Raw genomic sequence first — 23,379 nt, forward strand, 5'->3', positions numbered from 1 at the left:
ATTCGGCTTGTTTCTTTCAGTGTATATCAAAAAGGCGTGTTGTGCTATTGACGAAGGTGCTCAGGAACAGTAGATCGGCCTTGGCTGACTGCTTCCTAAATGGCTAAGCCCGTTTGTGTGAGGAGTAAGATGACTTTGGGGTTGCCGAATTAGGCGCTGCCTAATAAAATTAGGTAATACCTAATATTTTGTGAATGTTGGATGGGGAGGTGGAGCATTTGCTTGAATGGATGCTGCGAAGCGTTATGGCCCAGCGCGGAATCTGGTCGGGCGCAGCTTTGGCGAGACTGCTGCAAGAGAAGGCGGACTACCGTCTTTCAGCGGCTTCCATCAGTGCCTTGCTGTCGGACCGGCCCAAGCAGATGAAGGTGGAGACATTGGATGCCCTGTGCACGGCACTGGAATGTACGCCGAGCGACTTATGGGTCCATACACCGACACCTTCAAAGATAAAGGAGGCGTAACACCATGGCGGTAAAACCGATTGTGCCATTTGGCGATCCCATTCTGCGCAAGACGGCGAGGCCCGTTGAAGCGGTGAATGAAAGAACACTGAAAATTTTGGATGATCTCGTGGAGACGCTGTATGATGAGGAAGGCCGCGCTGGTCTTGCCGCGCCCCAGATCGGGATTTTGCGCCGATTGCTGGTCATGGATTGCGGCGAAGGGCTGATCGAGCTCATCAACCCTGAAATCGTGGAGATGGACGGGGAGCAGACAGGGCCCGAGGCGTGCCTGTCCTATCCGGGCTACTACGGATATGTGAAGCGGGCGGACCACGTGAAGGTGAAGACGCTCAATCGGCAGGGCGAGACGGTCATTTTGGAAGGAGAGGGCTATCTGGCCCGGTGCATGCAGCATGAGATTGACCATTTGAACGGAATCCTGTTTGTCGATCACGTTCAAGACGGCTGGCTGTATCATGAAGAGACGAACCGCAGAATCGAGCTGCTGCCCGTGATCAGGCTGACCAATTCGGGGGTTGTATAAATAGAATAAGCATGTTTCTAGGTAAGGGATTCAAGATGATTCCTGTACCGGTAATGGGCAGGAGTCATCTATTTTTTGTTTAACGATATAATTGGTTTCGGTGTTCATGTTGACGGCAGATCGCATCCGTGCTACAATTATCTTAAATTAAAGATATATGAATTAGAAATAATAAATCGTTGTCGTGTTGTACACACTGCCTAACATATGAGATGGAGGAATAGAAACCATGAATGGATTAAAAGGAATACATCATGTCACAGCCATAACCAGCAGCGCCGAGAAGAACTATGAGTTCTTCACATATGTTCTGGGGATGCGCCTTGTGAAGAAGACGGTCAATCAGGATGATATCCAGACGTACCACTTGTTCTTTGCCGATGATACGGGAAGCCCGGGAACGGATATGACGTTCTTCGATTTTCCCGGCATCCGGAAGGGCACGCACGGAACCGATGAGATCTACAGAACCTCGTTCCGCGTGCCGAGCGATGCGGCGCTGGAATACTGGGTGAAGCGGTTTGACCGGATGAAGGTGAAGCACCAAGGCATTCAAGAGCTTTTCGGCAGAAAAAGACTCTCCTTCGTCGACTTCGACGATCAGCAGTATCAGCTTGTGTCCGATGAATTGAACGAAGGCATTGCCTCCGGCACGCCTTGGCAGAAGGGCCCGATTCCGCTGGAATATGCCATTACCGGACTTGGACCGATCTTCGTCAGGGTCTCGAATTTCGAATACTTCAAGGAAATGATGGAGAAGGTTCTGGAATTCAAGGAGATTGCGAAGGAAGGCTCGCTTCATCTGTTCGATGTTGGCGAAGGCGGCAATGGCGCCCAAGTGATTGTCGAGTATAACGCCGTGCTTCCACGGGCCCAGCAGGGATTCGGTACGGTCCACCATGCGGCCTTCCGGGTCGAGGACCGGTCGGTCCTGGAGCATTGGATTCAACGGCTGGATCAATTCCAGTTCCATACCTCCGGCTTCGTCGACCGCTACTTCTTCCAATCGCTCTATGCCCGCGTCGCTCCGCAAATTTTGTTCGAATTTGCCACGGACGGCCCAGGCTTCATGGGCGACGAGCCGTATGAGACACTGGGCGAGAAGCTGTCGCTGCCGCCGTTCCTTGAACCGCAGCGGGAGCAGATCGAGCAGCTGGTGCGGCCGATTGATACGGTGCGCAGCACGAAGGAACTCGTGAAGGAATAATAGAATGAATGTTGCAGCAGCGAAAAGCCGTCTTCGGCTCGTTTAACGAGTCAGGGCGGCTTCTTTTTCGCTCAAGTGATGTCATTTGCTTGGGAGAAGCTCCAGCGGTCCGGACCCAAAGGGATGGTCGACAAGGTAAAGCCAGTGACCTTCCGGCTGCTGCCTGACGATTTCCGAGGTATGGCCTTGCAGCAGCAAGGGCTCTCGGTCCGGTCCTGTCGAATGCAATGTGAAGTGCGCACGCAAAAGCGCCATATTTTCAAAGGGGATACAGTACACATTGGTTGAGGTCATGGTGCCTCCAAGCTGAAGCAGCTCCTTGAGGCTCGCACGGAAGGACTCGAGACCGATCTCCAAGGCTCCGCTTGGGTGCACGTGAATGCTCCCGGGCTCATACAGCGCAAGCAGCCGTTTAAGCTCTCCTGAATTATAGGCGTCGGCAAAAGCCGCATTCATCTCTTCCGGCCGAAGGACAGGCTTGTCTGGAAACGGTGATTTCATTGGATCTCCTCTTTCGTTATGATGGTTATAGTCACAGCTTATCGAAATAAGAGCTGCGCAGGAAGTACGCAGTAATTCATAACATAGTCATCTAAAAATGACAGAGGAGGTTGTCGAGCACCATGCCTTATGAAGACGAGGTTTACGGCTGTCCCGCCGATGTCGGCCTGCAGATGATCAGCGGAAAGTGGAAGCCCCGCATTTTATATGAGCTATTTCAAGGAACACGGAGATTCGGCGAGCTGCAAAGGGCGATCCCGGATGTATCGCGGCATGTACTCACGGTCCATCTGAGGGAGCTGGAGCATGGCGGCATCGTCAGCAGAACGGTTTATGCTGAGGTTCCGCCGAAGGTGGAATACACGATGACGGAATACGGCCGAAGCTTTGAACCGGTCCTTGAAGCACTAGTTCACCTGGGTGAAGCATATATCGCATCGCGCAAGGACGAGCATGAATCTTAAACAAGGCTTCTTTTTTCCCATAGACCCTAGCCTGCACACCCGCCCCGCGGTTAAGTACATGAATTTCGGTTTAAATACAAATACTGTATAGGGATTGATGACTAAGCAGGTTGGGGTGAGCATTGTGAAACAGAATATATTGAAAAATGTCGTGTTCTCGGTTTCGGCTGTCATCATTGCGGTGCTCGCTGTTTTGGGAGCGGTCATGCCGGGCGCCTTTGGTGAAGTAGCGGGACATCTGTATAGGTTCACGACCACGAATTTCGGATGGTTCTATCTGCTCTCGATTTTTGCTATCATCATCTTTCTGATTTGGGTTGCCGCCAGCAAGTACGGGACGATTCGCCTGGGCGGCGAGAAGGAAAAGCCGGAATATCCGTTCTTCACCTGGATCGGCATGCTGTTCTCGGCCGGCTTCGGCGTCGGGCTTGTATTCTGGGGCGTGGCGGAGCCGATGAGCCATTTCTTCAAAACCCCCTTTGCAGGCGTCGAGGCCCAAGGCGTGGATGCAGCCCGTGTCGCAATGGGGTATTCCTTTTTCCACTGGGGGATCAGCCAATGGTCGGTATTTGCCCTCGTCGGGCTGGTGATTGCATTCCTGCAGTTTCGCAAGAACAAGAATGGGCTTGTATCCACGGCCCTCGAACCGGTAACCGGCTCCAAACCTGCAGTCAAGAACAGCATTGATATCTTGGCGGTCATTGCCACCGTGATGGGAATCGCGACCTCGATCGGACTCGGGGTGCTGCAGATGAGCGGCGGATTGAATACCATTACGGGGATTCATAACGGTGTTGGCCTTCAGCTGGGGATTTTGGCGATTATTTTTGTCGCTTATATGATCTCTTCCACGACTGGCCTGGATAAGGGGATCAAGTACTTAAGTAATTTGAATCTGGCGATGGCGCTCATATTTTTGCTGTTTGTGTTTGTCACCGGGCCCTCGGTATTCATTCTGGAGACCTTCACCATGGCGCTGGGCGATTATATCTCGAATTTCGTGTCGTACAGCTTGCGGCTGCAGCCATACGCCGAAGGCTCGTGGGTACGGGAATGGACGATTTTTTATTGGGCTTGGGCGATTGCCTGGTCACCATATGTCGGTGCTTTCGTAGCCAGAGTGTCCAGAGGACGGACCGTGCGGGAGTTTATTGTCGGGGTTATGGTCGTTCCGCCGCTCATCGCCTGTCTGTGGATTGCCGTATTCGGCGGGACCGCGCTCTGGTATGACTTGCATGAGAATACCGGGATAGCCGCAGCCGTCAATGCGGATGTCACCTCGGCGCTGTTCCAGCTGTTTAATCAGCTGCCTTTCTCTTCCGTGATGAACGTGCTGGCGATCATTCTGATTCTGACGTTTCTGGTGACATCAGCAGATTCAGCGACGTATATTCTATCCAGTATGACGACCTTCGGCAGCCTGAACCCTTCCCTGATGGTCAAAATCGTGTGGGGTACGCTGATGGCCGGCATCGCGGGCGTGCTGCTGTATGCCGGGGGACTAGAGGCCCTTCAGACCGCCTCCCTGATCGCAGCGCTGCCGTTTACGGTGCTTCTGCTGCTGCTGATCGTCGCGGTGGTCAGGCTGATGGCCCATGAGCCGCTGCCTGTACGAAAGGCTGATCTCAAACGGTTCCGCCGTTTGGAGGAAGCGGCGAATAAGGGGAGAAAGTGACGTATGAATAAGCCGTTATGAATAAAGCCCTGAGGACACGTGAAATGTCTCAGGGCTCTTTACAATTCAGGGGATGGGCTTAAATTAAAGCCTTTCCTATTAAGGTTTAGGCACGATTAACTTCGCTTTAACAGCAAGTAGACGAAATACGGTGCGCCGATAATGGCGACCATGATGCCGGCCGCAATGCCGTCGGGGTCCACGATGTTGCGCCCGATTGTGTCGGCCAGCAGCAGGAGCCAGCCTCCTATCAGGACCGCAATCGGAATATACAGCTGATTGCGGGGGCCGACCAGCGCCTTGGCAATATGCGGGCCCATCAGACCGATGAACGTGATGCCGCCGGTCACGGATACGGCGGATCCCGCCAGGGCTACGGCGGCCAGGAGCAGGACGATCCGCTCCCGTTCAATGGACACGCCGACGCCGATGCCGACCGGATCGCTGAGTCCGAGCAGATTCATGCGCTGCGCTTTATACAGCGTGAACGGAACGAGGACGATCAGCCATGGCAGCAGCGCTAGAATGAACGGCCAGTCCGTGCCCCAGATGCCGCCGGCCAGCCATTTGGCGATAAAATCAACCTTCTCCCGTTCAGCCGATGAGGTGAGCACAATCATGACGCCGGAGAGTGCCATAGAGAAGCCGACACCGGTGAGCACCAGCTTGACGGGCTGAAGGCCTTCGCCTTTCCGGTAAGCGAACATGTAGATGAATGCCGCAGTCAGCACGGCTCCTATAAAGGCGGCGATGGGCAGCATGTAAATAAAGGAGCCGGCCTCGATCGGGAAGAACAGAAAGAACACGGCCACGCCGACGCCGGCTCCCGAGTTGATCCCGATGATGCCGGGATCCGCCAGGTCGTTGCGCGTGATGTTCTGCAGGATGGCGCCGGACAGCGCCAAGGCCATTCCGGCCAGCAGGGTAATCAACATGCGCGGCAGACGCACCGAGAAAATAATGAACTCTTCCTTGAAGCTTCCTTGTCCAAGCAGGGTCGGAATAATCCGGTCATAGCTGACCGAAGAGTACCCCAGCCCCAAACCTACCAGGACGGTGCACACGGTTAGGATGAACAGGATAAGAAACGTAATTCGCTGCTTTTTCACTAATGATGGATGGATCATGCCATTCCTCGCCCTCCTTTACGCACGATAAACAGGAAGAAGGGCAGGCCCATGACTGCAATCAGCGCGGCTACCGGTGTCTCGTACGGGGCATTCAGCGTCCGGCCAACGGTATCGGCAAACAGCATGAACACCGCACCGGCCGTAGCCGACATCGGAATGACATGGCGATAATCGGTGCCGACGATCCCCCGGACGATATGGGGCACCATTAAGCCGAGGAAGGCCAGATTGCCCACCAGAGCTACGGATGTGCCGGCCAGCAGAATAATAACCACGAATAAAACGAATTTGATGACCGCGATATTTTGTCCGAGCCCGGTCGCCACCTCTTCGCTCAGGCTGAGGATGGTCAGCTGTCTCGACAAGAGGATCGCAATCAGGATTCCGATCAGAATGAACGGGAAGATCGTCTGAAGCTGCCCCCAAGACGTTCCGATGACGCCGCCTGCCGTCCACATGGAGATATCCTTGGATATTTTAAAATAGATGCCGATCCCTTCGGCGATGGCGTACAGAAAGGCCGAGACCGCGGAGCCTGCAAGCACCATCTGGAGCGGCGAGAAGCCGCCTTTGCGCATCGCGCCGATGCCGAACACCATGATGGTCCCCACGGCGGCCCCGATAAAGCAGGCCACCATAATGCCGAAATAATTGGCCGCGGGGATAAAGGCCATCGTGAATGCGAGCGCCGCATTGGCGCCGCTGGTGAGGCCCAAGAGGCCCGGATCCGCCAGCGGGTTGCGCGTAAGGCCCTGCATGATCGCGCCGGAGACCGCCAGCGCGGCTCCGACCAGGATGGCTGCAATCTCGCGGGGGAGACGGATATCTCTCAGGACGGACAATTTCTCGCCTTCGGCCTTGGTGGCCAAGGCGAGCCACACGTCCTTTATACTGGTCTCCGCCGCTCCGAATACCATCGCAATGACGAACATGGCCGCAAAGGCGATGAGACCGGCAACAAGCTTGACGGAGAAAGGGATGGATCGCTGAGTAGGCTTAGTCATGGAATCATCTTTCCTTAAGTTTGGATGATGGGCAGTTTACTTCTTGCCCAAGAAATGCTCGGTAATAAACTCAAGCTGGTATTCGAGCGTGGTCGCATCGTTGAAATAGATCCGGTTCCCGTCCGCTTCGAATACGCGGCCGTTCTTGACGGCAGGGATTTGCTTATACGTATCGGTTTGCTGGAAGGAGGTGTCCGCATCGTTGAACTTACTGAGAATGATATAGTCGCCGGCAAATTCCGGCAGCACCTCGGTTGAAATGGCGTAGTAGCCTTCCTTCAGCGCGGTTTCCTTTACTTTCTCAGGCATCTTCAGCTTCATGGCCTGATACAAAATCTCAGTCCCGCGGCCCCAGTTGTTTCCGTATACATAGAGCTGCTTCTCGAAGCTTTCGATTACGGATACGGTCGCGTCCTCACCGATCTTGGCGCGAATTTCTTCACCGGCCTTCTCCGCACGCTGTTTAAAATCGTCGATCCAGGCTTGAGCTTCCTTCTCTTTATTCACGAGCTTGCCGATTTCAAGATGCTGGGTAAGGTAATCGACTTTGCCGTACGTGAACGTAACGGTAGGAGCGATTTCTTTCAATTTATCGACGTTCTTGATCGTCGATAGTCCGATAATGAGATCCGGGTTCAGTTCAATGATCTTCTCCAGATTCTCATCGGATACCTCTTCGGCATCCTTAAGCTTATCGGCAAACGCGGGATTTAACTTGGACCAGGAATCGACGCCGACCATATTGACGCCAAGATGGATCAGGTCCCCGGCAAAGGTGGAAAGTACGATAACACGCTGCGGATTAGCGGGTACCTCGACCGGCCCGTTCTCGGACTGGTATGTAATCGTGCCGGAGGCGCTGTCTTTGTCGTTGGATGCTGGGGCTTCCGGCGCAGCGGTTCCACTTCCGTTGCTTCCGGTATCCTTCGGCTGGCTGCTGCAAGCGCTAAGAATGAACAGCAGCGCGATAAACGGGATGATCAGCTTCCTCAAGTTCAGGCTTTGCTTCCAATTCGGGTTCATGTTCTTGCTCTCCTCTTAATAGATTGTATGTGATGCATAACGGTTTGCCGGTGCGGGGGTCGCGTCCGATCTCCGCATCAATGTTAAATACCTTCTTCAGCACCTCGCGCGAGATGACGTTCTCGGGATCACCGGCCTGAATAACGCTTCCGTCTTTCATAGCGATGATGTAATCGGCGAATCTGGCCGCTTGGTTCAGATCATGGAGCACCATCACGATGGTGCGCTCTTGCATGACGTTCAGCTGCTCAAGAAGTTCCAGGATCTCGAGCTGGTGAGCCATATCCAGGTAGGTGGTCGGTTCGTCGAGGAAGATCATCTCGGTCTCTTGAGCTAGTGCCATCGCGATCCATACCCGCTGCCGCTGGCCGCCGGACAAGGCATCCACGGAACGATATTTATAATCCTGGGTTCCGGTGACGGAAAGCGCCCAGTCAATAACCTCCATATCCTGCTTCGTTAAACGTCCGAACCCTCGCTGATGGGGATAGCGTCCATAGGACACCAGCTCACCTACCGTCAATCCGCCCGGACCCTCCGGTGTTTGGGGGAGAATGGCCAGCTTCTTGGCCAGCTCCTTCGTATTGATGCGGGCGATTTCCTGACCATCGATAATGGCCGCCCCCGATTGATACGGGATAATTCGCGTCATCGCCTTCAGCAGCGTGGATTTGCCGCAGCCGTTCGGACCGATGATGGTCGTAATTTTTTTATCAGGGATATCGACGTTCAGCCGGTCTAATATGACGTTCTCACCGTAACCGACCGTTAATCGATCTGTGCAAAGACGAATCATATAGGTTCACCTCCTGGGGAAAGTTCGCTTTTTAAACGATAATGATTCTCAATATCAGCCATAATATAATATGGGGACCTCTCTTTGTCAATAAGTATCTTCATGGAATATTTAAATAAGTTTCATGCACACAACACTATTGTTCAATATATAGCTAAAATACGAATGGGATTACTATATATAGATAAAATCATAAAAAAACGAAAAAAATAAAATCCGCGATTGTAAAATAAATGAAGGCAACGTATACTAAATGATAATGATAATCATTTACGTCCAAGTATAGGTTATGGACATAACCTTTTACCGATATATCCCGGAGGTGTAATTCGTGGCAGGGAACGAAATTTTTGATGTGACGGTTATTGGCGGCGGGCCGGCTGGCTTATATTCGGCTTTCTACAGCGGGCTTCGCGGAATGAAGACCAAGATTATTGAATACCAGCCGGTGCTGGGCGGGAAGGTTCACGTCTATCCGGAAAAAATGATATGGGATGTCGGAGGCCAGACTCCGATTACCGGCGCCAAGCTCATCGAGCAGATGGTTCAGCAGGGCCTGACCTTCAGTCCGGAAGTGCTGCTGAATGAGAAGGTGGAATCCATTTCCCGTAACGAGGGAGGGATCTTCGAATTACATACCGCGAACTCCGGCACCCACCTCTCGAGAACGGTCATCGTTGCCGTTGGCGGGGGCATTCTCAATCCGCAGAAGCTGCAGATTGAAGGAGCCGAACGGTTCGAGGTGTCGAACCTCAACTATACCGTCAAATCGCTGCAGCATTTCAAGAATAAGACCGTGATTATATCCGGCGGCGGCAACTCCGCCATCGACTGGGCGAATGAACTCGAGCCGGTCGCGAAGAAGGTATACTTGGCTTACCGGAAAGAAGAGCTGAGCGGCCACGAGGCCCAGGTCGAGCAGCTGCTGAACAGCTCGGCCAGCTGCTTCTTCCATACGCAGATTACGAAGCTGATCGCTTCGGAGAACCACGAAACCATCGAGCGGGTGGAGCTCACGAACAGCAAGACCGGCGAGGTAAATGTCATTGAGGTCGACGAAGTCATTATCAACCACGGCTATGAACGCGACATTTCTCTGCTTGAGAACAGCGGGCTTGGGATCGAACGCGTGGACGATTATTACATTGCCGGGAACGGACACTGCCAATCCTCCGTGCCCGGACTGTATGCCGCAGGGGATATTCTGCATTACGACGGGAAGCTGCATCTGATTGCCGGCGCGTTCCAGGATGCGGCCAATGCGGTCAACAGCGCCAAGCGCTTTATCGAGCCGGAAGCGCACCGCAGCGCGATGGTATCGTCGCACAACGAGGTGTTCAAGGAGCGCAACCGCGAGCTTGTGAAGCAGATGATTAAATAGCGGCAGCTGCATGGTATGATGAAAGAGGGATCCAGCGAATGGATCCCTCTTCGTTATGCCTTGCTTACGATGCCGGATGTGATCAGCGGCCCGTAATTGATCAGCTGCGTCATCAGGGCGCCCATCTCTTCTGCGGACAGATTCATCCCTGACTCGATCCAGTGGATGACCAGCCCGATATTGGCCGAGGTCATGTAGGCAATCAGATAGTCGCTTGGAATCCGGCTATTCTGTGCTGCCATTCGAAAGGCCTGCTTGTCGTACATATTCTCGGTCATGAACTGCCGGAATTGACGCACGAAAGACATATCTCCGTTAGGCCCGAGGACGGCTTTGATGAAGTCGCCGTGTTTGATGAGCACCTCGAATATCTGGATGGAGGGCGGATATGGCTCGCCTTTCTCCGCATAAATCCTGGTATCCCTCGGGTCGATTTCCAGGACGATGCTGCGGATTTCCGCCATCACTTCTTCCTTCAACTTCTCCAGCATATCCGGCACGTCCCTGTAATGAAGATAGAACGTCCCCCGGTTAATATCCGCGCGGCTCGTTATATCCGTCACGGTGATGGCATTGACGGACTTCTCCTGCATAAGCTCAAACAGCGTTTTGCGCAGCAGCTGATTCGTTCGAATCTGCCTGCGGTCCGTTTTTCTAGGCAAAGCGTGTTCTCCCCCTGACCGATGATTTTATCCCAATTAATGAACACCTATCTTGAACATGATGAGTAATGAACACTCGGAATAAAGCTGATGATTGAACTGCATTCTTTCCCCATTATAATTAACGGTGTGATCATTAATCAACAGTTTGTTCATTATAATGAGGAGTGGTGGATATGGTGTTCTTAAGGCAAAAAATGCTGTGGATTGGCGCATTGGCAGTCCTTCTGGTGTTAACCGTCTTCGGCGTTGCCATGATGGGCTCGATCGTAGGCGCAAAGCCAAAATCTCTGCCAGTGGCGCTGGTCGTGCTGGATCAGCCTGCAGCGCTTCCGAACGGGGAGACGCTTGCTGTGGGGGAGAAGATGAAGGGAATGCTGGAGCAAAACACGCAGCTGCCCGTTCGGTGGGAGATCGTAGCTTCGGAGGCGGAAGCGAGAGAAGGGATGGATGCGCAGAAATATTACGGAGCGCTGGTGCTTCCGGAGAATCTCAGCTCGGGCATGCTGACCCTTCAGTCTCCGGCTCCCAACCCGGCTGTCATTCACATACTGGTAAACGAGGGGATGAATGCCCAAGCGTCCGCCGTGGTCAAGCAGATGCTTGGGCAGGTGCTCAAGATGGCAGGCTCCGAGCTATCCAAACAGGCATTGACCATGATTGGCGCGCAGGCGGAATTGGTGCCCGTAACAACAGCACAGGCTCTTCTTACCCCGTTTGAGGTTCAAGAAAAGATTGTCCACCCGGTCGGAGCTAATCATGCAAGCGGCAATGCGCCGGGGCTGCTGACGCAAATTTTATGGATCGGATGCCTGATTATTAGCTTGTCCTTGTTCCAGGCGCTTCGGACAGCAGCAGCTGGTGATGGCAGCAGGGGGATCGCGATCGTGCTTCAAGGTGCTGTTGGTTTACTGCTGGCGGGTTTGGCCTCCGGTTTCCTGGTATGGATGGCTTCCTCCTGGTATGGCATGGAGCTAACGAACGGGGGCAACGTATGGCTGATGCTGTGGCTGGCCGGGTCCGCCTTTTTCCTCTTGCAGTCCACGCTGCTTAACTGGCTCGGACTTCCGGCGATGGGGATCCTGGTGCTCCTGATGTTCTTCTCGATGCCGCTTCTCAATATGGCGCCGGAGTTTCTGCCGCAGGCCACGCAGGATTGGCTGTACTCGTGGACCCCCCTGCGCTTTGCCGCTTCGGCGCTTCGGGATGTGATGTATTTTGACGGATCGGCATCCGCAACGGCAAATCATACGGTACTATGGGCGATCGCCGGCGGTTTCTTGGTATTGCACTTAGCTTCGGTGGTGAAGAAGGGAAAACGCTCGGATAAAGGAAAGTCGGTTGCGGCATCGTAACATAAGTGGATGAGCGCCCGAAATAGCACATGGAAAAGGAAACTATACGATGGATTACTGGATTACGGAGTGGGCCTTCATAAGAGGTTATTGACGGTGGATAAGGTACGATGTAATGGTTGAATGATGCAGGGCGCCCCATGATCTCAATCCTTAAAGCAGGATGAAGATATCAAGGGGACGCCCTGCGGTGCTTTCAGAACGTGACAAATCCCATCGCTTTCTTCGCGGCAAGCAGTGTTGTGCCTGCGGTTTCGGAAGCACGCTTCGCTCCGTCCATCAAAATGCGATCAAGCTCGGAGGAATTCACGATTTGATGGAACTTCTCCTGGATCGGTTGAAGTTTCTCGATGACCACTTCGGCCAATTCTTTCTTGAACGTACCGTATCCTTGGCCCTCATACCGTTTCTCGATGAAGGGGATTTCCTCCTCGGAGAATACGGAATAAATCTCGATCAGATTGCTGACCGCCGGCTTATTCTCCCAGTCGTACCGGACCTGTCCGTCCGAGTCGGTAACGGCCTTGGAGAATTTCTTGCGGATATCCTCTGGCGTATCCATCATGTGGATGCAGCTATTTCTATTCGGATTGCTCTTGCTCATTTTCTTGGACGGCTCGTCAAGGCCCATGACGCGGGAGCCAATATCCTGAATGATCGGCTCGGGCATCGTAAACGTGCGGCCATACCGGTTATTGAACCGCTCGGCCACATCACGGGTCAACTCCAGATGCTGCTTCTGATCGTCACCGACCGGCACATGCGTTGCCTGATAGAGCAGCACATCGGCAGCCATCAGGACCGGATACGTGAACAGGGCAGAGCTAACCGTATCCTGCCCGGCGGATTTCTCCTTGAACTGGGTCATCCGCTTTAATTCGCCGAAATGCGCCTGTGTCTCCAGCAACCATCCCAGCTGGGCATGTTCAGGGACCTGCGATTGCAGAAAAATCGTCGCTTTATCGGGATCGATCCCCGATGCGATATACAGTGCTGCAATGTCCCGCGAGCGCTGATGCAGCTCCTTGGGATCCTGATAGACGGTCACTGCATGCAGATCCGGCACAAAGAAATAGGAGTCATACTCATGCTGCAGCTTCACATATTGACGGAGCGCGCCTCCATACCCGCCAATATTCAAATCCCCGCTTGGCTTGATGCCAGACAATAATCGTTTCATAACACACCTCCTGATCTTTTGCGAACAACACAAAAACACCTCATCCCTCTATGGGACGAAGTGTAACTCCGCGGTACCACCCGAATTCGACCGTACAGCCGCTCTTATCCATGACACGGGAGGAATGGGGAAGGGGGACAACGCCATGCTTCCTGTCATATCTCCCATGATAACGGAGGAGAGCCGTCAAGGCCTACTGCCCCGGCATTAGCCGAAGGTTCGGGTTGAAGCGAGAAGATCCATTCACTTATTCCGGGGTACCGGGCCTCGCACCATTCGCCGGTTCGCTTGGACCTCGAAAGATAAGCTACTATTTCTTCTCCTAGCCGTGTGGTATGTTGTTCTTGAAATCATCTGCGCAGCTCTTTTTCGAATGAGAAGAGAGAACAAGATGATTTGATGAGTATCATCACACAGGTGTTAGGTTAATGTCAAGCGTTATGGGGGGATTCATGTTGAGGGATCAGGATACGGCAATTCTCGCTGACGGATTAACCATACTGTCGCAGTGCAGACGGCAAACGGGGGATATTTGGCAGGCCCATTACGGAGCGGCCGCGATTGCGGGTTATTTTTTCGCAAAGGCAAACCGGTTGACCGGGAAGGTTGAAGAGGCCGTGGCGGTGGAGAATCAGAGGATGGTCGGCAAATACTTGCAGCCGGGAAGGGCGGCGGCAGAGGACAGCATAAGCGTGAAAGACGCGGAAGCACGGATTCTCGCGACCCTGGACGCTACGATTGATGGCTTGCACTGGGTAGGTCACAACGTGATCTATTCCGCAATAAGCCTGGCTGCACTCCATGAGCTTGGAGGCGGTCTACGGCATGAAGCTGCCGATATTGCGGAATTAATTGGCTCTTTCGCGAAGACGATCCCGGGAAGGTCCTGGATCGGATATTCTACAGCCGAGGTTAAACGGCTGACTCTGGATGAGCTTGACGGGATACCTGAAATAACGGACGGCGATCAGCTGTCGGCTTTTATTTTGAACGAACTGGCCGCTTATTCGGTAATCTACCGCGCGGAAGCCCATCATGACTTGCTGGGGCATATGCTGACCTATTCCCATGCCTTAAACCTGTTGTACGATTTAGGCCACCATACTTATTTCCAGAGTGGCTTGCCGGGCTTGCTCAAAATCGTGAAGGTGCTCCGTGCCAGCCGCCAGCTGGACCCTGCGGAACCGATCCGGATCATATCCCCGGTGGATCGGCTGCCTCTCGCGGAGGCTCCAAGATCGGCCTGGCTGCCGCATCAGCCGGAGTACTGGGCGGGCATTGACGGAGCTGCAATCGACTGGGACCTCGGCCATTTGTTTAAATTTCCATTCAGCTTCTATCACCATTGGAACCGTGTGTCGGAAGCGCCGGCGAAGGCGATGGAGAATTTCCGATATATCATCCATCCGGTCCAGACGATCATTTTCTGAAGATTTTCTGAAGGAAGGTAACCTTTTTCATTCAGATCGGCACTTAAGGGATAGAGACACCGGGAAGGGAGGTTGAGATGAACGTGTTTCAGTGGATTGAGGAAGCCCGGCAGGGCAGTGCGGAGGCCCAGGAAAGCCTGGTCCGGCATTATACCGGAATGGCGCTGGCCGTAGCCTACGATAAATTGCAGGATCCCCACTCGGCGGAGGATGCCGTGCAGGAGGCCTTTACGGAGGCTTTTGCAAATCTGCATAAGCTGCAGGATCCCCGGCGTTTTCCCGGATGGTTCAAAGTGATTGTTGAGCGGCAGTGCTTCAGGGACCTGCGTCGCAAGCAGCTGCAGACGTTACCGCTGCACGAGATGGAATTGCCGGCTGGCGACCAGCGGAGCCTGGAGACGGTTGTGGAAAAGAAAGAATTGATCGGCCAGCTGCATGCCACGATCGCGGATTTGCCGCCGGGCATGCGGATTGCGGTTCAGCTCTATTATTTTCAAGGCTACAGCCTGCAGGAGATTTCGCAATATCTGGATATATCTCTGGCAGCTTTGAAGAAGCGGCTCTTTGATGCCCGGCGGAAGCTGAAGAACACGCTTCATGTAGCCGACTTTGTATCGGTGTTCACCGATCTATATGAGGGAGGCAGGCGTATGCTGCATATTGTCAACGGAGATTCAGTGGGGGATAAGCTGAAGCAAGGGAACATTCAAGGAGATATCCTGGTGTGGAGAGAGCTTTATTCGTTTGGTCCGGTCTTTCCGAGAATGGACGACCTGGATAATCGCAGAACGAGGGCTCGCTATTTGGAGCAAACGCTCGGGATTCCGCAGAAGGAATATATCGAGACCTGCGAGTCGCAGGAGAGGAAGCTTCGGGATTGTCATAAATATGATGAAATCGTGCTCTGGTTTGAGCATGACCTGTTTGACCAGACCATGCTGGCCTATTTGCTCGATTGGTTTAAGAAGCAGTCATTAGGAAGTACGAAGCTGAGCCTGCTGTGCATGGGCGCCTACCCGGGCATTGAGCTTTTTCGCGGGTTGGGGCAGCTCAGCACGGAGCAGCTCGAGACTTTATCGGGGACATGGCACGCGATCGGAGAAGACGAGCTTGCACTCGGCAGCATGTTGTGGGAAGCCTATACCTCGGACCGGCCGGAGAAGCATCAGCGCATGCTGGAGGTGGATTCCTCGGCACTGCCTTTTGCAAGGGATGCATTCGAGGCCCATCTTGCCCGGCTGCCCTCGGTGGGCAATGGGCTCGGAATCATCGAGCAGACGACGTTAGAGGCTGTAGCGGATGGAGTTCATCAGCCGTATGAGTTGTTCCGAAGGGTAGGAGACCGGCTTCATACACTCGGAATGGGAGATCTGGAGTTCTGGCACTATTTGAAGAAGATGACGGAGGAACCGGTGAGCCTGCTGGCTATAGACGGTACAGCGTCGTTTCCGGACTTCAAACTGGCTGTACCCCATTTCCAAGATCGGGTGCTGCAAGTGACGAGTTTGGGGCGTGAGGTATTAGCCGGGAAAACCGACTATGCCTGCACCGGGACGATCGATAGATGGGTGGGGGGCCTGCATGTGCGAGGAAAGGCCCCATCCTGGCGCTGGGACCCCGAGCGGAAGTCGGTTGTGCGGAGGAGTGAGTCCGATGGAACAACGAATTGAGGGAAAGAGCGACCTTGATTGAGCAGCATATTAACAGCTCCAATTAACAGCGGAATATAGCATAAGGGCTATCCTTCTTGGCGTTACTGCCGAGCAAGGATAGCCCTTCTTCACAGTTACAGATGAGAACCGCCGGTTGCATCTACCATTTGTCCCGTTACCCAGCGCCCGTCGCTTGTTGCAAGAAACGCCACGACATCCGCAATATCGGACGGCTGACCGATTCGGCCAAGCGCGGACATCTCCGCGGCATGCTGCTGTCCTTCCAGCGTGTGCAGCCAAGATGCGTTCACATCCGTGTCCACAATCCCTGGAAGCACCGCGTTCACCGTAATACCGCGCGGGCCCAGCAGCTTGGCAAGATGCAAGGTAAACGTATTGATCGCGCCCTTTGTGATGTTGTAGGCCATAATATGCGGATAGGCAATCCGCGTCACGCCGGAGGAGATGTTGATGATGCGACCGCCGTCACGCAGGAGCGGCAGGGCCTGTTGAACCAGGAAGAACGGGGCCTTCACATTAACGGCAAGGAGCTCGTCAAAGCTTTCCTCGGTTGTCTCTTCGAAGGTTTTTGAAGTCCCGATGCCTGCATTATTCACCAGAATATCGAAACGGGTGTCTCCCGTGATGCGAAGCAGCTCCTCTTCCAGTGAATGAATAAGCCCTTTGGCTCCGTCTACCGATTTCAGGTTTGCGCCTAAGGCGACAGCCCGCCCGCCCTGATTCTGAATGGTTTGGACAACCTCCTCCGCTGCATCCCTGCGCGTTCCGTAATGAACAGCGACCAGTGCCCCTTCTTCCGCGAGCCGAAGCGCAATTCCTTTGCCGATTCCTCGGCTTCCGCCTGTAACCAATGCGATTTTATCTTCCAATCGTTTCATGAAAACCCCACTCCTCTTGTTTGATTTAAAGCTACTGTACACTCTCCTGTTAAGGGGAGAGTCAAGAGGGGGAGGAGCATTTTTTGAGCTTTCATGAGAAACAAGCCGGATTACTGCCTCTCCAGGTACGTGTTGAGACGATGATGGCTGGGCCCAGGCGCTTCTCCGGTATCCGATCATCTTATGGAATGGCTACTCTGTATTACCTAGCAAGGGAATAAGCAATTCCGCAGGGCGCTTCCTGCCGTAAATATCTTTGTCCGAGGTGAGATACATTTCACGGATTGGCTCCCGGTCCGATTGAACGAGACCTCGGGACGAAATCCATGCCTTGAGCTCGGGTATGACGGGGCAGCTATAGCCGTACGGATCACAATGATGGATAAGGGATGCGGCTGATTCCAGCTCTGGCAGGACATGCACACGCACCCGACCATTGGCAGGTATATCCCTGGATAAAGGGAGGGCAACTTCAATGTCTGCCACATCGGCATTCCCATTGCCGTCGTCATGCCAAAGGATGATGAGCTGACCGGCCTCCTCTTCTCCTTGGAGAGCCGCATATTTCATAACCTCATCGAGCAAGAGACATAGCTGGCTGCGGGGGACCTGGTCACGAATGGAAGCGACGCGTTGAGACGGGACTTTCCGGGTCCGGATGGACTCCGCGGGATCCCCCGTCCCGATGTGCTCCAGGTGATAGAGTCTGCTGTTCACCTCATCCAGCTGCAGCTGGAGACTTTGCACCGTCTCCTGAAGCTCCTTCATTTTCTCGGAAAGCTTGTCTCTAACAGCATCGGCTCTTATATTGTCTTCCAAAAACGGCTTAAGCTGTTCCAATGTAAACCCCTGTTCCTTGTAGGCGGCAATCCGCTTGACGGTCAGAAGCTGCTCCTCGGCGTAATAACGGTATCCGATTTGTTCGTCCACATGGGCCGGCTTGAGCAGGCCCAGCTCGTCATAATAGCGCAGTGCTTTGATGGACAGTCCGCTGACCTTGGCAAAAGCGCTGATCTTCATCATCCAATATGCCGCCTCCTTGCGATGTAGGTTTTTTAACCGTGTGGATAAAGATATCATATCCCGCTCTTCAGCGGACGTAAATGGCCTGGTTTCAGTGGAATAAGGCATATCTGCTTGAATGTCCGCGACAAAATCATAAACTTCTAGTTTCAACGCAGAGCGGGAAGTATATGGATAGGTAGACGACGAAGCAAGGAGGGAACCCCTCATGAGCAAATGGAAGAATACATCACAGGGCAGCCGGTATGCAGGAATCAGCATTTTATTGGGAGGAGCGTTGTTTGTTACAGCTACGCTGATGCACCCGCCGGCTACAGATCCGTGGACGGGGCATCATGTCATATCGATGATTCCGGACATGCTGACCTATTGGCAATGGGATCACAGCCTGATGCTGGCGGCCATATTATTGTGGCTGGGCGGACTGTCGCTCGGGGAGGCCGTGGCCGGCAGACGCCCTGCTGCGATGTTGGCTTCCCGCTTGTTCATTGCGGCGATCACGATATGGGTGCTCGTACTTGCGATGGAGTTAACCGTGCTTCCGGTCCTGGCCAAGGAGTGGGGTTCGGTGCAAGACCCTGGGACAGCCGCCTTGGGTGTGGGATTATTTGCTTTCGGCATTATGGCCGGCGACTTTGCCATGATGCTGGCCTGGATCGGAGTAAGCCTGCTTGGCCTTACGCTGCTTGCTGGCGGCAATATGAAGCCCGTCTTGGCATGGATTGGCATAGCGGCAGGAGTGTGGGGAGCGATTGGAATACCTGTTGCACTGCTGCTTCCGAAATTAAGCGTGATCATCTACCCGGTCACCGCAGGCCCTGTGTTTATATGGACGATACTTTTCGGGATTTACATGATCACTGGGCGGCATCTACAAGAAAAAACAGGAGACCTATAGGCCTCAGGCCTGCGGGTTTCCTGTTTTTTTTTGCGAATTGGCACGAGGGTCCAATAGGTCCCGCACCGCCACAACCATTCCAGAGGCCCGTATTGGAGCCAACGCATCCACAGGTTGCTGATTATGATCTGGAAGACCACAATCCCTAGGGAAACGATCGTGGAGACGACATACGTGCTTGGGGACCCATTCAATATTAAACGTTGAATTCCGACCAAAAAAACGGTTTGGCCAATGTAATTGGTAAGCGCCATCCTGCCGTACGCCTGTAACGGATGCAAGACCTTGGCGCCTATGCGGGTATGTCCGAGCATCAAGAGCGAGCTTAGATAAAATAAGGACACGATAGGGCCCGTCGCTACCCCGATGTGTGCCAGCGTGAAGGCTGCATCCATGGTCGGTGATGGCGATTCGCCTTCCACCGTAAATAGAAACGGGGGCATCGGCTCGGGCGGCGCTGTCACCCACATGGCTCCGATCGCGATGACGGTTCCGAGCAATGACAGCAACCAAACCACGCGCAGCTTACTCAATCGTACTCCATTGCTGATCGCCTCGTGTAATCGGTATTGGCCCGCGGTTAGCCCCAACAGGATCAGAAACGGGATGGTGAGCAGCTTGATTCCCATGAGGGCCGCAACCGTAAACCCGACCGCCCCAATCCCAAGATTAATTTTCCTTGGCGCCCAATAGAGGGGGAGCAGGAGCAGGCCGACAATCGTATAATGAAATAATGCCTCCCCCGATTGGTACTGCTGATGTATGAAGCCGATCAGCAGCAAAATCACTAATCGGCGGATATACAGCCAAAGCTTTGGCTTTCCTCCCGCTTCAGCGCTTCGGGATAGAAACATATAAAACCCCAGCCCGAACAGGAATGTGAAGATGGTGTAGAACCGGGCCTCCACAAAGAAATTAAGCCCGCGCTGCAGCCAAAAGTCCGCCGCGGTCTCCGGCGTGGCGATCAGCCAGAGCGCCAGTACGTTAACAAACGGCAGGCCAAGCAGAGCAAATCCCCTGAACTGGTCTAGAAATGGCAAGCGTCCCTGTCCCAAGGATGGCCGATGCAGCGTCGCTGTGTCCTGATTTCTTGTATGCACGCTCACACCATCATCCCATTGACAGCTTTAATATAGCGGGCTCTGGCGATTAGAAAATAGATCGTTTGGGCAGCCAAGAATGCCGATGAGGCCGCCAATACAGGACCGCTTACATAAGGAGCATCCAGATATCCAAGAACGGGACCGAGCACGACCAAGGACTGCACGGAGGCAACCAAGATCGGGATAAAGAACAGCACGGCAATCTGAATCGTTGCGGAGATATTCATCTCCCGGGCGCTGAGTCCGATTTTGGACAGGGAACGGTACATTACCTGGTCCGCTGAAAGCTCCGTGTGCAGCTTGAAATACAGGAAGCTGGCGGTTGAAATCGAGAAGATCAAGGCGACAAACACCCCGATAAAGCTGAATAACGAGATGGCCTGTTTATTGGTGTAATAGTTCTCCGCCCTGGATTCTATATAACCTTCACTGATTGCGCTACCGTTCCATTCCGACAGCTCTTGGCCGAGCTTGGTTTCAGGATCGTCCTTCTGGGGAAGCCCTTGGGAATCGGGAAGAATAAACGGATACGTATGATTCACACTGATTCTATCTGCTTTATTCCCGCTCCGCAGCTCTTCAAACATGGTGTCCGTAACGACCATCAATCTGCCGCTATATACCAAAGCCGCAATCCGGTCTGTGCGGTTCTCCAAGCTGAAAGAGTAGGGCTGACCGGATAAATCGATATCCGCTTCCATCAGCTTCCCCTTACTCTTCTTCGCTGCATTCGGGGTTTCCGTCAATAAGGCTTCATTCTCGCCGAGTGTCCCAGCCGGCTTGGTATTCATCAAGGCAGCCAAACGGTCGTATTGGGACTGTGGCATGATGTGTAAGGAGTCCTCCCCATTCGCTGACAAGCGATAGTAGATGGTCTCGACCTCCGCCCGTTTATACTCAAGCCCTTCTGACTGGAGTCGCTTTTCAATCAGGGCCAACTCATCTTGCACCTTAGTCTCGTCGGCATTGCTGTAGTAGGTGTAACTAAGCGCGTAGGGGTTATCCAAATATACCGATCGAATCGATTGCTGCATGGCCAGCACGAAGCCGGTGCTCATGGAAGCCAGGGCGACCACAACCGTGACCAGGAACAGCATGCGGGCATTGTCCTTGATCTTGTAACTCATTTCGGAGATCCATAAGAGGTTCGTCCCTCTCCAAGTGGTTCTGCGATTTCGCTGCAGCATGCGAACCACCCACACGGATAGTTGGGAGTAGAAGAAATACGTGCCCAGAATGCCGGTAAACGCAGCAATCATCAGTCCTGTAGGGTCTAACTCCTTAACGCGAAGGACGGAAAAGCCGATGGTGAGCAGGATCGCGCCCAAGAGGGCCAGGAACAGATTGGCTTTCGGTTCGGTCTTTGGTTTACTGGTGCCTTTGAGAAGCTCAAGAACTTGATTCTTCCGGATAAACAGCAAGGTGAAGAGCGAAATGACGAGAAACAGCGCGGCGAATGCACCGGCAGTCAGCAGGATCGCTTTGACCGGCCAATAGAACGGCAGCTCGTCCATATCAATCACTTTGGTGCTGATGAGCAAGAACACCTTCGATAACAGCATTCCGCTGACAATGCCCGTCACGATGGCAATGGCGCCAATCAGCGTGTTCTCCAGGAAGATCAGCCAATTGATCTGTTTGGCTTCGGCCCCGAGGATCGTAAGAATGCCGAACTCCCGGTTCCGCGACTTCAGAAAGACGCTGATCGAATACAGCACGAACAAGAAGGCAAACACATACACGATTACGGTGGCAATGGTCATGCCCGTACGCGTCATGGCGCCCATCGGCGAATTCTCGATAGCCGGATGATAGATAAATACGGCATAGGTAAAGAAGATCATGACCATGAACGAGCTGCTTAAGAGATAGGCAAAATACTGACGTGCATTCCGCCGGACGTTGTTAAACGCGAATTGAGGAAAGTTCACTTGTATTCCCTCCCCAGAACGATAGCGTATCGATGATTTTTTGGAAAAAGGCCTGCCGGTTCTCGCCGCGGTGAATTTCGGCGGCAAGCTTGCCGTCCTTAATAAAGACGATGCGGTTGCAATAGCTTGCGGCCAAAGGATCGTGCGTAACCAGCATCAAGGTGGTACGGTCCCGCTCATTGATCTCGGCGAGCGACTCCATCACAATCCGCGAGGAATTCGAGTCGAGCGCTCCTGTCGGCTCATCCGCAAGGAGCAGCAGAGGCGCGCCGATGATCGCTCTGGCAATCGCGGTACGCTGCCTTTGGCCTCCTGAAATCTCGTATACGCGTTTATTGAGAATTTCGCGGATGCCAAGCCGCGAGGCGGTCTGCTGCAGTTGCTTCTCCATGTCCTTGAGCGGACGGCGGTCCAGCGTCAGCGGAAGCACGATATTCTCGGCAACGGTTAACGTATCGAGCAGATTGAAATCCTGGAATACGAAGCCGAGCTGTCTCCGGCGGAAGTGGGCAAGCTCGCTTTTTTTCATGGTGTACGGATTCTTTCCCCCGATTTTGACCTCGCCGGAGCTTGGCCGATCGATGGTGGATACCATGTTCAGCAGCGTGGTTTTGCCGCTGCCCGAAGGGCCCATGATGCCGACGAATTCCCCTTCATCGATGGTGAGGTGAATATCGGTAAGAGCTTGTGTCGCCACTTTGCCCGTATATACTTTGTTTAATGCTGTGACTTCAAGAATAGCCATAAACCCGTAAGCTCCTTTCTATATGCCTAATTAGTGTGCGAGTTCAAAAAGTCGGATTTTCAGCACCGAATCTTATGCTTCCGAAGTGCGTTTTTTCAAAACGCTTTAGGTTAGATGAAGCTAGGGAGTGAGGAGTGGAGCGTACGTTTTGGGTACGTGAGCACCGGAAGGCCCGGCTGAATTCAAGATTCGATGCCGACAGACGACTTTTTGAACATCCTCTTAGTGTAACCTAACTCTATCGCATATTGCCCTGGCCCTGCTATGGATTTAGGTGAAACGGAGCTTACATCTGCCATAAGGTTATGTTCGTATTTTTTGTTCGTATTC

The 23,379-nt window shown here is 53.3% G+C and carries 22 protein-coding genes and 1 other annotated feature; of the genes, 10 read left to right on the top strand and 12 right to left on the bottom strand.

All coding sequences use genetic code 11. From position 1 onward, the window contains the following. The first annotated feature begins 218 nt into the window (after positions 1 to 218). The 3 genes from NST44_RS06320 (at position 219) to NST44_RS06330 (ending at position 2,197) form a co-directional block, all read left to right on the top strand. Entirely contained in the window at positions 219 to 464 is a 246-nt protein-coding gene (locus NST44_RS06320; protein ID WP_007129015.1) for a helix-turn-helix domain-containing protein, read from the top strand. 4 nt (positions 465 to 468) lie between these two features. Then, entirely contained in the window at positions 469 to 990 is a 522-nt protein-coding gene (gene def / locus NST44_RS06325) for a peptide deformylase (protein ID WP_007129014.1), read from the top strand. A gap of 229 nt (positions 991 to 1,219) precedes the next feature. Beyond that, the gene (locus NST44_RS06330; RefSeq protein WP_007129013.1) at positions 1,220 to 2,197 is read left to right on the top strand and encodes a ring-cleaving dioxygenase; all 978 of its coding nucleotides are present in this window, start codon (positions 1,220 to 1,222) and stop codon (positions 2,195 to 2,197) included. Between the two features lie 81 nt (positions 2,198 to 2,278). Here NST44_RS06330 and NST44_RS06335 read toward each other — a convergent pair whose 3' ends face one another. Next, entirely contained in the window at positions 2,279 to 2,698 is a 420-nt protein-coding gene (locus NST44_RS06335; protein WP_007129012.1) for a YybH family protein, read from the bottom strand. 122 nt (positions 2,699 to 2,820) lie between these two features. Between NST44_RS06335 and NST44_RS06340 the strand changes: the two genes are divergently transcribed. Further along, complete coding sequence (locus NST44_RS06340; RefSeq protein WP_007129011.1) at positions 2,821 to 3,162, top strand: winged helix-turn-helix transcriptional regulator; 342 nt, start codon at positions 2,821 to 2,823, stop codon at positions 3,160 to 3,162. Positions 3,163 to 3,259: 97 nt separating this feature from the next. Further along, positions 3,260 to 4,837, top strand: coding sequence for a BCCT family transporter (locus NST44_RS06345; RefSeq protein ID WP_007129010.1), 1,578 nt, complete (start codon positions 3,260 to 3,262; stop codon positions 4,835 to 4,837). Positions 4,838 to 4,953: 116 nt separating this feature from the next. Here NST44_RS06345 and NST44_RS06350 read toward each other — a convergent pair whose 3' ends face one another. From NST44_RS06350 to NST44_RS06365, 4 genes are read right to left on the bottom strand one after another with little or no spacing between them, the layout of a single operon-like run. Next, entirely contained in the window at positions 4,954 to 5,964 is a 1,011-nt protein-coding gene (locus tag NST44_RS06350) for a FecCD family ABC transporter permease (protein WP_007129009.1), read from the bottom strand. Further along, positions 5,961 to 6,971 (bottom strand): FecCD family ABC transporter permease, encoded by a 1,011-nt coding sequence (locus NST44_RS06355; protein WP_210094074.1) that lies wholly within the window; start codon positions 6,969 to 6,971, stop codon positions 5,961 to 5,963. Before NST44_RS06355 ends, NST44_RS06350 begins: the two co-directional genes overlap by 4 nt. Positions 6,972 to 7,007: 36 nt before the next feature. Next, a complete protein-coding gene (locus tag NST44_RS06360; RefSeq protein WP_340901422.1) occupies positions 7,008 to 7,964 on the bottom strand; it encodes an iron-hydroxamate ABC transporter substrate-binding protein in 957 nt (318 codons plus the stop codon). After that, entirely contained in the window at positions 7,918 to 8,790 is an 873-nt protein-coding gene (locus tag NST44_RS06365; RefSeq protein ID WP_077568716.1) for an ABC transporter ATP-binding protein, read from the bottom strand. The genes NST44_RS06360 and NST44_RS06365 overlap by 47 nt, the downstream gene beginning before the upstream one ends. A 331-nt stretch (positions 8,791 to 9,121) precedes the next feature. On the opposite strand from NST44_RS06365, the gene NST44_RS06370 reads away from it, so the two are divergent. Next, positions 9,122 to 10,171: an NAD(P)/FAD-dependent oxidoreductase gene (locus NST44_RS06370; RefSeq protein ID WP_340898378.1), complete on the top strand. Its 1,050-nt coding sequence runs from the start codon at positions 9,122 to 9,124 to the stop codon at positions 10,169 to 10,171. A gap of 53 nt (positions 10,172 to 10,224) precedes the next feature. Here the strand turns inward: NST44_RS06370 and NST44_RS06375 are convergent, their stop codons facing one another. Continuing rightward, positions 10,225 to 10,833, bottom strand: coding sequence for a TetR/AcrR family transcriptional regulator (locus NST44_RS06375; protein WP_007129004.1), 609 nt, complete (start codon positions 10,831 to 10,833; stop codon positions 10,225 to 10,227). Between the two features lie 176 nt (positions 10,834 to 11,009). Between NST44_RS06375 and NST44_RS06380 the strand changes: the two genes are divergently transcribed. After that, on the top strand, positions 11,010 to 12,188 hold the full coding sequence (locus NST44_RS06380) for a YhgE/Pip domain-containing protein (protein ID WP_340898380.1): 1,179 nt from the start codon (positions 11,010 to 11,012) through the stop codon (positions 12,186 to 12,188). A gap of 196 nt (positions 12,189 to 12,384) precedes the next feature. On the opposite strand, the gene trpS is transcribed toward NST44_RS06380, so the two are convergent. Next, positions 12,385 to 13,368: a tryptophan--tRNA ligase gene (gene trpS / locus NST44_RS06385; protein ID WP_340898382.1), complete on the bottom strand. Its 984-nt coding sequence runs from the start codon at positions 13,366 to 13,368 to the stop codon at positions 12,385 to 12,387. Between the two features lie 48 nt (positions 13,369 to 13,416). Further along, positions 13,417 to 13,701: a binding site (T-box leader), on the bottom strand. A gap of 119 nt (positions 13,702 to 13,820) precedes the next feature. Between trpS and NST44_RS06390 the strand changes: the two genes are divergently transcribed. Beyond that, positions 13,821 to 14,798 (top strand): hypothetical protein, encoded by a 978-nt coding sequence (locus tag NST44_RS06390; RefSeq protein WP_340898383.1) that lies wholly within the window; start codon positions 13,821 to 13,823, stop codon positions 14,796 to 14,798. A gap of 77 nt (positions 14,799 to 14,875) precedes the next feature. Then, the gene (locus NST44_RS06395) at positions 14,876 to 16,468 is read left to right on the top strand and encodes a sigma-70 family RNA polymerase sigma factor (RefSeq protein ID WP_340898387.1); all 1,593 of its coding nucleotides are present in this window, start codon (positions 14,876 to 14,878) and stop codon (positions 16,466 to 16,468) included. Positions 16,469 to 16,584: 116 nt separating this feature from the next. On the opposite strand, the gene NST44_RS06400 is transcribed toward NST44_RS06395, so the two are convergent. After that, entirely contained in the window at positions 16,585 to 17,349 is a 765-nt protein-coding gene (locus NST44_RS06400; protein WP_340898390.1) for an SDR family oxidoreductase, read from the bottom strand. Positions 17,350 to 17,541: 192 nt separating this feature from the next. After that, positions 17,542 to 18,372 carry a MerR family transcriptional regulator gene (locus tag NST44_RS06405; RefSeq protein ID WP_340898392.1) on the bottom strand — a complete coding sequence of 277 codons (831 nt, stop codon included), beginning with the start codon at positions 18,370 to 18,372 and terminating at the stop codon, positions 17,542 to 17,544. A gap of 208 nt (positions 18,373 to 18,580) precedes the next feature. Here NST44_RS06405 and NST44_RS06410 point away from each other — a divergent pair, with 208 nt between their 5' ends. After that, positions 18,581 to 19,270 (top strand): hypothetical protein, encoded by a 690-nt coding sequence (locus tag NST44_RS06410; protein ID WP_340898394.1) that lies wholly within the window; start codon positions 18,581 to 18,583, stop codon positions 19,268 to 19,270. On the opposite strand, the gene NST44_RS06415 is transcribed toward NST44_RS06410, so the two are convergent. From NST44_RS06415 to NST44_RS06425, 3 genes are read right to left on the bottom strand one after another with little or no spacing between them, the layout of a single operon-like run. Further along, entirely contained in the window at positions 19,222 to 20,370 is a 1,149-nt protein-coding gene (locus tag NST44_RS06415; protein ID WP_340898395.1) for a DUF418 domain-containing protein, read from the bottom strand. The two genes, NST44_RS06410 and NST44_RS06415, sit on opposite strands and share 49 nt — an antisense overlap. Before the next feature lie 2 nt (positions 20,371 to 20,372). Continuing rightward, on the bottom strand, positions 20,373 to 22,304 hold the full coding sequence (locus NST44_RS06420; protein WP_340898397.1) for an FtsX-like permease family protein: 1,932 nt from the start codon (positions 22,302 to 22,304) through the stop codon (positions 20,373 to 20,375). Further along, positions 22,279 to 23,049: an ABC transporter ATP-binding protein gene (locus tag NST44_RS06425; RefSeq protein WP_340898399.1), complete on the bottom strand. Its 771-nt coding sequence runs from the start codon at positions 23,047 to 23,049 to the stop codon at positions 22,279 to 22,281. Before NST44_RS06425 ends, NST44_RS06420 begins: the two co-directional genes overlap by 26 nt. Positions 23,050 to 23,379: the final 330 nt, after the last annotated feature.

Source organism: Paenibacillus sp. FSL W8-0919, from assembly GCF_038003785.1.
Classification (GTDB): domain Bacteria; phylum Bacillota; class Bacilli; order Paenibacillales; family Paenibacillaceae; genus Paenibacillus_AQ; species Paenibacillus_AQ lactis.

Excerpts from the sequence above, each read along its gene's own strand:
- def (WP_007129014.1), top strand. The coding sequence starts at position 469 with ATGGCGGTAAAACCGATTGTGCCATTTGGCGATCCCATTCTGCGCAAG.
- NST44_RS06330 (WP_007129013.1), top strand. The coding sequence starts at position 1,220 with ATGAATGGATTAAAAGGAATACATCATGTCACAGCCATAACCAGCAGC.
- NST44_RS06335 (WP_007129012.1), bottom strand. The coding sequence starts at position 2,698 with ATGAAATCACCGTTTCCAGACAAGCCTGTCCTTCGGCCGGAAGAGATG.
- NST44_RS06340 (WP_007129011.1), top strand. The coding sequence starts at position 2,821 with ATGCCTTATGAAGACGAGGTTTACGGCTGTCCCGCCGATGTCGGCCTG.
- NST44_RS06345 (WP_007129010.1), top strand. The coding sequence starts at position 3,260 with ATGACTAAGCAGGTTGGGGTGAGCATTGTGAAACAGAATATATTGAAA.
- NST44_RS06350 (WP_007129009.1), bottom strand. The coding sequence starts at position 5,964 with ATGATCCATCCATCATTAGTGAAAAAGCAGCGAATTACGTTTCTTATC.
- NST44_RS06355 (WP_210094074.1), bottom strand. The coding sequence starts at position 6,971 with ATGACTAAGCCTACTCAGCGATCCATCCCTTTCTCCGTCAAGCTTGTT.
- NST44_RS06365 (WP_077568716.1), bottom strand. The coding sequence starts at position 8,790 with ATGATTCGTCTTTGCACAGATCGATTAACGGTCGGTTACGGTGAGAAC.
- NST44_RS06380 (WP_340898380.1), top strand. The coding sequence starts at position 11,010 with ATGGTGTTCTTAAGGCAAAAAATGCTGTGGATTGGCGCATTGGCAGTC.
- trpS (WP_340898382.1), bottom strand. The coding sequence starts at position 13,368 with ATGAAACGATTATTGTCTGGCATCAAGCCAAGCGGGGATTTGAATATT.
- NST44_RS06390 (WP_340898383.1), top strand. The coding sequence starts at position 13,821 with ATGTTGAGGGATCAGGATACGGCAATTCTCGCTGACGGATTAACCATA.
- NST44_RS06395 (WP_340898387.1), top strand. The coding sequence starts at position 14,876 with ATGAACGTGTTTCAGTGGATTGAGGAAGCCCGGCAGGGCAGTGCGGAG.
- NST44_RS06400 (WP_340898390.1), bottom strand. The coding sequence starts at position 17,349 with ATGAAACGATTGGAAGATAAAATCGCATTGGTTACAGGCGGAAGCCGA.
- NST44_RS06405 (WP_340898392.1), bottom strand. The coding sequence starts at position 18,372 with ATGATGAAGATCAGCGCTTTTGCCAAGGTCAGCGGACTGTCCATCAAA.
- NST44_RS06410 (WP_340898394.1), top strand. The coding sequence starts at position 18,581 with ATGAGCAAATGGAAGAATACATCACAGGGCAGCCGGTATGCAGGAATC.
- NST44_RS06425 (WP_340898399.1), bottom strand. The coding sequence starts at position 23,049 with ATGGCTATTCTTGAAGTCACAGCATTAAACAAAGTATATACGGGCAAA.